Annotated in this window: 4 protein-coding genes; 3 read left to right on the top strand and 1 reads right to left on the bottom strand. The window is 52.1% G+C overall.

Annotation, left to right across the window (positions count from 1 at the left end; genetic code table 11):
• Window positions 1-35: 35 nt before the first annotated feature.
• A complete protein-coding gene (locus Pan97_RS18780; protein WP_144975244.1) occupies window positions 36-392 on the top strand; it encodes a non-structural maintenance of chromosomes element 1 family protein in 357 nt (118 codons plus the stop codon).
• 109 nt (window positions 393-501) lie between these two features.
• On the top strand, window positions 502-2,217 hold the full coding sequence (ptsP, locus tag Pan97_RS18775; RefSeq protein ID WP_144975242.1) for a phosphoenolpyruvate--protein phosphotransferase: 1,716 nt from the start codon (window positions 502-504) through the stop codon (window positions 2,215-2,217).
• Between the two features lie 339 nt (window positions 2,218-2,556).
• Here ptsP and Pan97_RS18770 read toward each other — a convergent pair whose 3' ends face one another.
• Window positions 2,557-11,091: a CARDB domain-containing protein gene (locus Pan97_RS18770; RefSeq protein ID WP_165698850.1), complete on the bottom strand. Its 8,535-nt coding sequence runs from the start codon at window positions 11,089-11,091 to the stop codon at window positions 2,557-2,559.
• Between the two features lie 1,452 nt (window positions 11,092-12,543).
• On the opposite strand from Pan97_RS18770, the gene Pan97_RS18765 reads away from it, so the two are divergent.
• On the top strand, window positions 12,544-13,563 hold the full coding sequence (locus tag Pan97_RS18765) for a DUF1559 domain-containing protein (RefSeq protein ID WP_165698849.1): 1,020 nt from the start codon (window positions 12,544-12,546) through the stop codon (window positions 13,561-13,563).
• The last annotated feature ends 64 nt before the right edge of the window (window positions 13,564-13,627 follow it).

Raw genomic sequence — 13,627 nt, 5'->3', positions numbered from 1 at the left:
TTGAAGTAAGTGAACTTAATCGAAGGAGTCGTCTCATGGACAACTCATATCTGTTAATTGGTGCGATGGCGCGGCAGTGTAAGCAATTGGTTCAACAAAGAAATGCTACGCAGTCCTCACTGCCTTCCGCACTACAGCCGGCGCATTTAGTCTGGATGTGCAATCAAATCGAAGAGCACTCCGAAGATACGCCCGCGACAAAACTACATCGTTGGATTGGCTTTGTTCAATGTGCCATGTTAGCTCACGGCATCCTCGATCTTGAGGAACTGAAGGCAATGTTTGATGAAGCGAAGCGCGATCATGGACAAACGGCGGAAGACTTAGATGACTTGACGGATCATCTCAATCCAGCGAGTTCTTTTGAATTCGAAATCGGCGGCGAGGGATGATTACCACACGCGTCACTCTCATTTTCAATCGAGTTGTGCTCGTGTGACCATGAATTCATCAAGGAAATATATCCTCTGACATTTATCACAATGGAAGGTGTGTCTCACCATGCCAACACTTAAGGGAATTCCCGTTTCGCCAGGCTTTGCGGACGGTATTGCCGTCCTCTACGACTACGATATCGAACGCAGAATTGAACTTTCCCAACGCCCCATTTCGGATTCCGAAGTTGCGTCGGAAGGAGGTAGGCTGGATGAAGCACTGCAGCTATCTTCCCACGAACTGAAAGCGGATGAAGAATTCGCCCAGCACGTACCGCGGATGATTGACACGGCAGAGCTATTGGCTGTTCATGCTACGATGGCGCATGAAATCGCTACTCTTGTCAAAGAGCAAATCGCCCGCGAGCGAATCAATGCCGAGGAAGCGTTGAATTCCGTAATCCAAGAGTTTGTGACACGATTCCAGCAACTCGACAGCACTTACTTTCGTGAACGCGAGCAGGATGTTCGAGATGTAGGGCGTCGAATACTAAAACATCTACTTGCTCCCTCTTTCAGTCCTCGTGAGCTTTTTCCTCCGGGGGCAGTCGTGGTCGCGCGCGAATTATTGCCGTCCGAGACCGTGGAACTCGCAAAGTCGGGCGTGGTCGCGATTCTGACAGAGCTGGGAGGAACGCTGAGCCATACGGCCATCGTTGCTCGATCCCTGGGTATCCCTGCCATTACGGGCATCGCCGATGTTGTTTCCAGAATCCAGCCAGGAGTTCGTATCTTGGTGGACGGCGAGAGTGGATGTGCCGAAGTCGCTCCTACGAAGGCCGCGGAATATCGTTTTTTTGCGTTAGCAAAGGAGGCCGAAGCATGCAAGTCGGTGATCGCCTCCGAAGAAGAGCTGTCATGTGAGACTCGCGATGGCGTTTCTATTACGCTACTTGGCAACATGGGGTTACCCATGGAGTCTCAAGGGATCCTTGAACACAACCTTTCTGGAATTGGTCTGTTCCGAACGGAGTTTCTCTTCCTCGAATCGTTTGAGCGTCCCAGTTTCGAAGAACAGGTCGAGATATACAGCAGCATATCGAGAAACCTGGATAACCTTCCACTGACCATAAGAACGTTCGATCTGGGTGGTGATAAGTTGCCGCCATTCCTGCTTTCGGAGAAGACTGACGCGAATGTCAGGTTTGGCTTGCGGGGCCTTCGGTTCTCGCTGAAAGAAGTCGAACTTCTGGATACGCAACTCAAAGCAATTCTCCAGGTAGCAAGAACGGCTGATGTTCGTATCCTCTTTCCGATGGTCACGGGACCAGATGATTTCGCCCAGGCGATCGGCGCCGTCGAAAGGGCAACCGGATACGTTGGAATCCAACAAAGACCGAAAATCGGCGCAATGATTGAGACGCCAGCGGCGTTATTTGCTTTGGATGAGATTCTGGAATTGGCAGACTTTGTGGCGATCGGTACGAACGACCTGACGCAATACATGCTGGCTGTGGAGCGAGGCCTTATCGAAGGTGGCGATGACTGTACCGCGATGCACCCAGCGATTCTTCGGGCAATCAAGCTGATTGTTGCCGCTTCGGATAAGCATCACTGTCCGGTTTGCGTATGCGGTGAAGAAGCAAGCGAAGTCGATTTTGCTTGCCTACTGATTGGGCTTGGAATTCGAGAATTGAGCCTGAGTCCGAATCGTGCGGCAGCAGTGAGGCGTGCGATTAGACAGATCCGTGTGGATGACATGGAAAGGATCGCCGACATGGCACTGAAATGCCGTACGCCGCAAGAAGTACGCGATTTGAGGAAGGGTTATTTAAAGACTTAGGTATCCACGTTCTTGGCAAAACTTCCAGGCCTATCCTATTATTCATCGCCCTGTACAAAAACGATGCCAATGCAAAACAGCGGCAATTTCTGAGCGAAATGACGAAGAAGCAAGAATCGAAATGCCAACTCGACGGGCCAAATTCAGACAGAAGCTAGATAACAACGGGCTTGAAGGAAGCCTTTTTTTTACGGCAAGGGCCTTCCAATAACCTATTCCCCAAAAGTCAGACCTCAAATAAGGTCGCTCCAACAAAACAGGGCGTTTTTCAGCAACCTGTTAGTTTGCAGACATTAAATAAAGAGATACTTCAATAAGTGTCGAAAACGTCCCAGCGGCTTAAATACTGAATCCCTCCTTACTCAGTTCATCGGCTAGGTCTGAGAGCAGCGAGGCATCGATTTCCATCAAGGTGTCCTCTTCTTTGCTCGTTGAGTATTCAGGCTCTAAAGTCTCAAAGAGGGCATCGATCAGTCGGGGGTCTGGATTATTGTTACTTTGCGCTGACGGTATGCTTGCCCAATAGTGAGGCGCATGTTTGAAGTCCTCAATGTCATCGAATCTCAAGTCTGAGCCACCAGATTGGAAATTGAAATGAATAGTCCCCGACGGCAGCACCTCGACATCTTTAAATAGTGCTTCGGCAGTTGGTGGCTCTGATTCTAAAACAAGAGGATTGTCATTCGCGGACGTCTCGGGAATCAATTCAGGCATCCTGATCGTAACGTTATCTGAGTCCTTACGTTGTCCGTAGTGTTGAATGAACTTGGCAAAATCAGCGATGCCAACTCGACCGTCTCGATTGAAATCAAAACGAAACGCTTCGGGGTATTTGTCGAGATCAGCAGTTCTTCCATAGTTTCGGATGAATTGCGCAAAGTCCCCTATTCCTACGTGACCGCTGTCATCGGAATCATATACAACGGGCGCGATCGGCACATCGATATGAGGATAGGAATTCAAAACCTGGCCATCTTTGCCTAGCTTGCCATCGGATAGCTGAAATGCGTCTTGCTGCGTGACAGTGGGATATTCACCAACGACGTTGGAAGAAATGCCAACGCCATTCTGCCGATCCACAGGGAACAGCAAATTAGCAATCAGAACCCGTTGCCCCGCCTGGTATCCAGACAATTCCACGTTGTCCCACCAGATCTTCGTGATGCCGTCATGGCTGGAGATATCCAGGTTGGAGCCAAGATGCTCCAGAACCTCGGGGGAAAGGAACAGTTCGTTTTCCCAAGCAATCACGGCTTCTAAACTAACCGGACCACCGGCCATCTCTGGAATGATCGTAACCCATATTTGAGCGACGATCGATTCCCACTCGTGGAAGACGACATTGGCCGAAGGTGATTCGTCAAGCGACGTCCCCACGGGCGAAGTTTCATCGGTTCGCGTCAACGAGACAAGAATTTCTTCATCACCAAGTGTAGCGACACCTTCGGTGATGGTTGTCACGCCATCGGCTACGCCTGGTGTTGCCTCAATGTTTCCAGCATAGTCGTGGGCGACACTAAAGAATTCATACTGCTTTCCGGGCTTCCCAATGAACGGCGCGGCAGTGAGCGTGGTCCCAACGACGAAAGGTTGATACGCGCCCCCGTCTTCGGAAACGTAGATGTCGAACATAGCCACGCCCGATCCACCAGGGCCATCTTGGCCTGACCAGGAAAGTTCAAACTTCGAGTTGTCTAATGTGAGAGGTAGTGCTTCAACGCTGCTCGTAGGCGCGTCGACATCCAGAGTATGGAAGATGGGAGGCGTATCGATCGGTTCGTTCGTATCAAAGATGATCCGCGCCTCGGCATCGATGATGTCTCCCGTCACGGCATCAGGGCTTGCCTTGATGGAATAGGTGACAAAGCCTTCTCCTTCAGGCGACATTAAATTAGGGGGCAGAAAACCGGCCAAGGCGTCCGTCGGAGCATCGCCCGTAGCTGGGTCAATTGAGGTGAATTCCCAGAATGCCTGTCCGCTGGCTACGTCGATCCCAGCGAAGACATCGACTAAGATCCCCAACTCCGCAGTCAAATCCAAGCGATCTACATAGAACGCACGATTGTCTGGCACCTCAAAAACTTGAGTTCCAATCCCGAAGTCACCAAGCCGAAACGAACGGAAATCAAGGTCCGCATCGAGTTGCTGCGTGATCCTCACCGTCTGAGCCGGAGCCGTGGCAAAGATGGGGTCGTTCTCAAAGCGAATAGTGTAGTCGAGTGGTTCGGTGGCCGCGATGAAGTTCTCTGGACCGAAGCCTTCCGGGCCGAGGATGTCGTTGGGATCTAGGCTCCGAACGATATTCGTGAGAATCGTTTTGCCATCCGAAAGTAGTGAACCGAGGAAATCGCCTGCTTGATCGAAAAAGTCTTCAACTCCATTTAGAAAACGCCCCGGCCAATAAACTGAAAAGCTTCCATTGGATCCTTTGACACGGGTTGGCCACTCTTTCCCGGATATTGCTTCATATTGCTCACCTGGCTGATTGAACACTGTACTGCGTGGATCGACATCCATTCCATGGTTTTCAAGATATTGTTCTATACCGGAGCAACTGTATCGTCCGTTTTCTCCGTGGGTATCGAAAACATCCCCGTTAAGGAAGTCTAGAGGGCCATGCTCCCAGTACTCAATAGAACCAGGGTTGTTCTTGCCATCTCCGTCGACATCGGTAATCAGCTGTTGGTCTCGCTTTCCATCGCCATCGAAATCTCCATATTTCCAGTACTGATCGCTAAAATCACGCCGAAGGTCATTGGCTACATCCGCTCCGCGCTCGGCTGTCCACCCCGTGGGCATATACGCTCCGAGGTAGTACTGATCCGTCGATATCTGCCCTTCATGCCGCTTCCAATCACTTAGCGGGACTATCCTTCCTCGGGATCCTGGATATGAATCCGCAATATAGCCATTCCCAAGAGAGATGCCGAAATGCCCATATTTCGATCCATAGCGAAAAACAACATAACCAGCTGGAGGAGGCCCATTCGCTTCGTCCCACGGGGCCTGCTGTTGCGAGCTTAGGGCCTCAGTATTACGTACGACTTGCAGTTCCAATTGACTAGCAAAGAATGGATCGGTTGGAGCCGGTGTGGCAGGTGTATCGATAAAGGATGAATTCGAGTTCTCAAATAGGTTGGATGGAAGCAATTGGACATAGATTTCTAATTCATCAGAATCAGGAGTTACAATATCGATTGGGATCGAAATCGATCCACCGGGAGCGATTCTGGAAAGTGAAAATGCGTGATACGTGAACGGCGAATCCACAACCTCCTGAAATTGTTGTGAGGTTGGAAACGCAGTTAGAAATGAGTCTGATGCGAATGCGTGTTCTGTTCGGAATCGATATCGTGTATTGCCCGGAATTTTGATCCAAAGAGTGAATTCTTCCGTATCAGTATTTCCTGGGTTTTTGATCGAAACATTATAAGCAACGGCTTGATTTCGTCGCGCGGTCGTAGGACCTTCCAGGCTGATCTCTACCGGGGGCTTAAAAGAGTCGACTATTTCGATCGTATTGGCTAAGGAAGATACTGCGCCGGAATCCTCCGAGGCCGTGAGAATCGCTGGACCTAGTGCGGCTTGCAACAGGTCGAACGTTAGTCTGAATGATGTTAAGTCCCTCTGTACTACAAAAGTCGGAGTGAACGTTACTCCCTCGCTATCGGTTAGTGTAAACGCTGTCCCGGTCGTTAGCCGAGATCCAGTCACCACAAACGTCACCGAGTTTCCGTTGCCGATGGAAGTCGCACTGGCAGTGTTTATTGAAAACGGTAGTAACTGTGCGGACAGCGAATAATCGTCTGATACTGCCAGAGGATTCGCGGACCTGAGGAGAATGTAGTAAGTGCCTGATTCTGTTTCTGGCACTGTCACACGTTGATCTACGCTGAACGGTTCGCTCCCCGTAAAATCAAAATCACTCCGTGTCGGCACCCGATTGTAAGCCACATAAATCTCATTCGCCCCGTCCACGGCATCGCTATCAAGCTCGAATGAGAGTGTCTCTCCGGCAGGCACCGTTACTCGGTAGTAAATATTCTGACCAGCCTCGAGCGTTCCTTCTGCGGCGACTCCCAATTCGAGTTCAGGGAAGGTGACGTCGGCCTGGTCAAGCGACGCTCCGATGTTGTTGTTTTCGTCTGCTTCCGGGACATGATTAAGAATGTCGCTGCGGATGATGATGTGGTACGAGCCGGGAACGACACCGGGGAGTTGGGCGGTTAGGCTTTCGTTGTAGGAAGCACCAACGGCGAGCGTTCCCAGGTTCGGACGTACCCGGCCCAACAGTGGGTCGTCGATGTCCCAGGTCTCGTCCGCGGACAGGTAGATGGAATCGGTCCAGTAGCCGAAAGCTGGATTGCTACCCTGGTTTTCGACCGTGTAGCTGACGGTAACCTCGGCACCTGGCGTTCCGCTGGTCGGTACATTGATGGTGCCGACGACGAAGTCGGCAGGGGAGGTTAGATCGATCTGCATCGATAACGGATCGTAACCTGGATTATTAAACACTTTCCCCCGCTCGTTAACGCGACCATTAGCATTGGCAATGACAAACACGTAGTAGGGACCTGCGAAACCAGCGGGTATTTCGAACGATTCGTTTTGTGTGTAGCTTTCCCCAGCGGCCAATTCACCAGGTCGGTCTGCGTAGCCAAGATAGATGTCCGACGAGCGATCAAACACTTGGTCAAGCGAGAGATAGACCGAGTCATACCACGGACCGTCGGCGTCTCCCTGCCCGATGTTTTGGACGGTCCAGCTGAGCGCTAGGTCCTGGCCGCTCAGTGCATTTGCCGGAGCATCGACGTTGACAACGCTCAAGTCAGGTGGATCTAACGTGACAACCTGAATATTTCCCTCAGGCGGGGTTGGTGGATCGGGATCGTTGGGGTCAACAGGATCTTCGCTCGGGTCGATTCCCTCGGGGATTTCACCGGAAGTAACACGGAGGTTGTTGTTTTCGTATGCTCCTTCGATGACAAGATCGGTCGCATCGGTGCGAACCAGAATAAAGAAGCGGCCGCTAAGGTCTTCTGGAAGAGTAACGGCTCGTGTGACCGAATACTCCTCGTTCGGCCCGAGAGGATTGCCTCGCTGTACCGATGCAAGAAGAGTGTCGGACGAATCAACCTGATAGTCGGTGGATAGGTAAACTTCGTCGAACCATATGTTCGAGTTCGTCGCTACTGGCGCGAAGTTACGCACGGTCCACTGCACGGTGATTGGACCACCCGCCTGAGGATCATCCGTCGCAGAGACGCTCGTAATGCGAAGGTCCGATGCAATTCGCGAGACCTCCAGCGGCATTGCTGCCGAAGCGTTGTTGGTCTCGTCCAATTCCGGCACGCTTTCACCGGCATCGGTGGTTAGTAGCAGATAATAACTGCCCGGCAATAGATTGGTCGGGAGCCGGACTTGGCGATCATTGACGCGATACGACTCGCCCGGCTGAAGCAGACCTGCGTGGGACGGTGAAGTGAGAGCGATGTCATCTCCACTGACCGTCATATCTGTCGAGAGGACGACTCGGTCATACCAAAACTGCGAAGCCGTATCCCATTGGCTGGAGTTGACTACAGACCAATCCAATAGGAACGCGTCCCCGGCTTCTGCCTGAGTGGGAGCCGAAAAGAACGATACGGTCAAATCGCCAGGCTCAAAGATGACTTCCGAAGGAGAATCGGCCGACGCAAGGTTATTCAGGTTGTCCAGTTCGAAGACGTCATCGGCGTAGTCGGTCACAACATAGAAATGCTGATCTCCAACAAAGTCTTCGTCCAGGATACCAACGTACTCAAAGTCGTAACCCTCACCAGGGGCGAGCGTTCCATAGTGGCGTCTGGAATCAAGGAGAACGTCGCCGGACGGATCAAAATTGAAATCGTCTGACAGGTAGACCCGGTCAGTCCAACTGCCGTTGGGCGTCGGCGTCGATCCGTTGTTCTCCACGCGGTAGCTAACGGCAAACTGTCGATTGGCAGAAATCGTAAGAGGGGCTACGACCGAAACCACCTCCAGGTCTGGTGGTGGCGTCAGTACGACATTGGTTGCCTGAGTTTCTGCCGCGACGTTGTTGTTCTCGAATTGGTGTTCGTAGACGCTGTCGAAAGCATCCGTTTCTACCAGGAAAAAGAAGTCCCCCGAGACACCAATCGGCAAATCGCCGAAACCGGTCGCCGTGTAATTCTCTCCCGGGGCCAGTACGCCGTCATGAGTTACGGTCGTTAGGAGTACGTCATCGCCGCTGAGAGTACTATCGGACGAGACGTAAATGCGGTCTCGCCACCGAGAATGGTTGGTTGCGTTTGCACCTTCGTTCGAGACGGTCCAACTCACCTGGACTTCCTGTCCGGAGAAAGCCGAAGTCGGAGCTTGAACACTAGTCACCTGAAGGTCAGGCGGAGGCGTTAGTTGTACTTCAAATGAGGTGCTAGAGTTTTCGTTGTCATTTTCATTGCCATGTTCCCACACCCGATTGAAGGCGTCAGTTAGTACGATTACGTAATAATCACCGTCGATTCCCCGTGGCAGAGTCGCGGTCAGCGAAGCGCGATAACTATCTCCAGCTTGCAGGTAGGATGGATTCCGAGAGGTGCCCAGGCGGTAGTCGCCAGGGTCCCAGAACGGATCGGTCGATAAATAGACCTGATCGTCCCAGTAAGTGGCGTTGGTAGGACCTGTTCCTGCATTCGAGACAATCCACTCGACAACGATCTCTTGTTCCGAAGACGCCAACGGAGGAACGATGACTTCGTCAACGACGAGGTTAGGAAAAGCTGCCAGAATCACGTCGAGATAGTTATCGGCCACCAAGACATTGTTGTCTTCAGCGTCAATTTCCAAAACTTGATTCCACCCATCCGTATACACGATCACGCGAAGATCTTCGCCGGTAAAAGTGTCGGGCAAATCAATCAACTGAGTCCGAGTAATCGATTGTCCGGCAGGAATGACCCCTGTGAAGTCAAAGCCCTGGTAGAATAAATCGGAGCCGTACGTATCGTCATCGGACAAGGCGACCCAATCACGAAAGGTTCCCTGGAAATCACCATCGCCTTGGTTGGTGACGGTCCAGCTAATAGGAATGCTCTGACCAGAAATCGCTTCCAGAGGAGCGGAGATGTCCGAGACAATTAGATCCGGCAGAGGCGGATAGCTGATGGAAATCGGAAGCGTGGCGAGCGTGTTGTTGGTCTCGTCGATTTCCTGATGGCCGTTGGCGGAATCGGTTTCCACGATCAGGTAATAGGTACCGGGACGAATCGTCTGGCTTAAGGGAAGAGGGACATTGACGGTCGTGGTGTAGCCTTCACCGGGCGCTAGGGGAAGGCCGGCTTCCTGAGGGAACCTTTCTAGCTCGATGTCACCGTAATTCAAGGTCTCATCAGTCGATAGCCAAACTGCCTGTGAGATGTAGTCATCCGTTTCCACGGTCCCAACGTTCCGAACCGTCCACGATACGGAGACGTCGTTTCCAAAAAGAGCGGGACTAGTCGCGGTCGCCGTTTCAACGACGAGGTCTGGCTTGACGACCTCAATGGGTTGGATGAAGACGTTGTTCGTTTCGTCGGCTTCCAATGCTTGCTCGCCAAAATCGGCGATATAGAGCAAGTAATAATTGCCGGCCGCTACGGAACTACTCAAGATATGACGATATTGAACTTCATAAGACTCCAAGCTCGCCAAAGGAAGTTGGTGAAATGCTGATTCGCTGGCCACAATGCGATCTTGGATATCGTATTGCATGTCGGTAGAGAGAACGACGCGATCGTACCAAAAGGTCGATGCCGTCCCGTCCCCTACATTGGTTACCGTCCAAGAGATGTCGTTGAAACCAACTTGCCATGTCGTTGGCGTGTTGACGGAACTGACCACCAGGTCTGGACGAGGTAGCCAATCTAGTACCGTAGGCGTGTTGCTGACCGAGTCGGCAGTGGCCACGATCGTATCCTGGCCGATATTGTTGCCCGTATAGGTGATCGTTGCCTGTCCGTTGGCATCCGTTACGGCACCAACTGTCATGGGATTGGCACCGGTAACTTCAAACTCAATGGGCATTCCTTCAACCGGATCCCCAAACCGGTCGAGCACCGTCGCCGTCGCGGACTGCTCCGTTCCTTGGAGTGCCGATCCAGGCGAAGTGACAATAATCGAATCGACCAGACCGATTGGGCTGAAATTAGAGTTGTACTGCCACGAGATAATATCGTGATTACCCCAGGCTGCCCCAGTTGCGGAGGTAAAGCCAACATAGGCCGTGTTATTCTCAATGATCGCTGGAACGTCTAAGTCTCTTGTGAGCAGCGCTTCTGCTGGGCGTTCTCCGGTTTGATTGGCCCGGACTTCCAGCGTCTCTCCGTCGTAGTCCACCCAGGCGTACCATAAGTTTCCGTCATCGAAATCAGGAGTGACTACCGCCGTGAATTCTGCGCTCGACCCGTGGTTGACGCTTCCCTCCGTCACGATGCCAATGTGATTGGAACTCGGATCCCAGTTCGCCGCGTTGCACCACGTATCAAATTCAACACCGACGCTATCGACAATTCCTTCGTAGCCGATACCCGAACCAATACCGCCGATGCTAGAACTGACCGACTGCACGACGAATACGAAGCCATCCGCCCCCGTCGTCGTGTTGCAGTCGAAAATATCTCCGCCTGGGGAAGTGATCCGAAACGTAAATGCGGTACTGAAGTCGGAAGCATTGACTTGCGACTCGCTGAACGCGCTGCCATTGCGTCCGCTCAGGGCAGGCGTCAACCGCAAGACGTCACCATCGGTCGTTGCAACCGTCGTGGTGCTCCCGTTAAGCACCAAGCCACCCGAAGTACTGAAGTCCTCAAAATAAACCCCATCTCCCGCGAGCATTTGTCGGCTCTCCAAGAGTTCAGGAAGATGCAGGGTTCTCTGGTAAGAGCGTTGATGTTTCCTGCGGGAAAGACGTGCAGACAAAGATTTGCGTGAATGCTTTTTGATGGTCATGGCGGAGAGGATTTGCAGAAACAGCGGTTGGACGGGATGTCGAACGATCCGTTTCTATGGGAGTATTTGATGGATGGCGAGAACCTAGACAGGCGCTACCCGCAAACGATGGCACAATGCCCCCCATGAAAGGCGTTTACCCATTAAATCAAACTGATGGGAGGGCTGCGTGAAGAAAATTCAAAATTAGTAGAATTTAGGTTTCCGTCACTCGTTCCTACTTGAAAACCAGTGAAATAGGTTCGTTATGAGAGGGATGCCGACTTGTCAGGTAGCAGCAAGAATCGTGGTACTTGGGAGCATCCAGTTCGCGATTTTTCGTCCCACCGATTCAGAACGATGAACCTTCGTCGCGTCCAAATCGGCGAAGTCGATCAATGACCAACGATGTGGCTCTCAGCTGGAATACTGCCATTCCGGTGATTTGCGTTTGCCTTCTTCGCGAGTTGGGATGCCAATGCGAAGAACGATTCGTGTTCAAGCGGCACGAGAGAGTAGTGCTTTAATATTCCACCCAGCCGCGCCTTGCACTTGATGTCAGCCAAGCTTAGAGGAAGACCTTGTCTTGAAGCATAAAGGGTTCGCTTCTCTTAGGGATGGACTGCAAGAGACTCGGAATCGCTAAACTCTTTTCCAGTAATCAGATAGCGTGAAATTCAGAATCGAGAGCATGCACGAAGAGGGTTCTGCACGGGGAGCCTTCTGATCCTTATGGCGAACCAGCACCTCTGGGGTCAACACATCGGGATGGTCACCACCTTCGGCGACGGTCCCGTTTCTTTTTTCCTGGCCGAAGTTTTCGGGTTTCACCTCTGGGAATAAGGTCAGGGAGTACTCGGCGGCCCGCTTCTCCTCGGTGTCGACGAAATGTAGATCCAGCGACTGAATGCAGGGGTGAAGAATGCACCGATTCTCGTCAGGGTTGGCTTCGGCTAGGGCTGTGCGACTATGTCGGCTCCGACGAAGAAGCTAAAGGAACTTGTGCTATCCCGGAACCTATGCCAGAACGTGAGCGATGCCCTTACACCGCCGGGAAAGGATAAAATATTCACGAAATGGATTCTACCTGCGGCCCACGGGACGGGCACGGCCATTGCCGTTTTTCCCTGTTTTGATAGATGAAGAAAAGAAGCCGACGTGGTTAACATCTTATGAATATCATAGCGAATTCAAAAAGCTGGATAGACTTCACTGATGAAGCGGATAGATTATCCATTTGTGTGGTTTCGGTGTCTAGCAACCAGCAAGTCCTGCGAGTTGTTTGCAACGAAGCCGCTTCATAATTGCCATCGGTTTTACTCTTTTAATGCTGTCTTGAACCCTGAAACGGAGACCGTCATGAAGGTTATTGGTTTGCCCAATCGTGTCTCGCGAGGATTACCAACTGGATTCACATTAGTCGAGTTGCTAGTTGTCATTGCCATTATTGGTGTGCTCGTCTCGTTGCTACTCCCCGCAGTTCAGCAAGCCCGAGAAGCAGCACGTCGGATGTCGTGCTCGAATCAGCTAAAGCAACTGCAACTCGCGATCCATAACTACCACGACACATTCCAAGTATTCCCTTCCGGATCAATCAACGGGCGGGGAGACAATCCCAACGGTGCTCATGGTAGTGGGACGGCTGCCATTGGGGCGTCATGGAATCTGCTAATTCTCTCCCACATCGAACAGCCTGCGTTGCACGAGCAGTTCATGAAAATCGCAAACGAGCGGCCAGAAGTAACCGATTGGCTTGGCAACGGCACCTATACGTCGCAAGGCATTACGGTCGGCTCGGAACAACTTGACGCCATGAACTGTCCTTCTCACCCAACTGTCGGTGAGCAGATGGCAAACGGAACTGGCCTCGAAGATCTAGCCCGTGGCAATTACTCTGCCTGTTATGGCAAAGCCGGGTACGGAATGATTCATACGAATACGGGTGACGAAGGTGGCGTCTTCGGGAACAACTCTGACTTCAGCATGAAAGACGTGACCGACGGCACGGCGAACACCGTTTCGCTTAGTGAGCTAAAGTATCGGCTGTCCAGTAGCACCGGCCCGTCGTACCAGGACACACGTGGAACTTGGGCTTACCCGGTCATGGGGGCTGACATTTTCAGCACGAAGACTGGCCCTAACAGCACCACACCCGACGGCGTTTGGGGATGTCGCAGCTATCCAGAGGAAGGGATGCCGTGTGTTCAAATTGGCAGCCCGTATACCGAGATGTATTCGGCGGCACGCAGTTATCACCCAGGCGGCGTGATGGCGGCTATGACGGACGGTTCCGTTCGGTTCTTTGCGGAAACCATCGACCTCACGATATGGCAAGGCTTGGGAACCCGCGGTGGAGGCGAGGTAGTTTCCATTCCCTAGCCATACGACTAAGACGCCAATGATGTCGCTTTGACAGCGGCAACTTAGCCGGGGCTGCGAGAGA

The sequence above is a fragment of the Bremerella volcania genome, assembly GCF_007748115.1.
Taxonomy (GTDB): Bacteria; Planctomycetota; Planctomycetia; order Pirellulales; family Pirellulaceae; genus Bremerella; species Bremerella volcania.
Note: the sequence above shows the minus strand (reverse complement) of the source record. Positions and strands in the feature narration are given on the sequence as shown.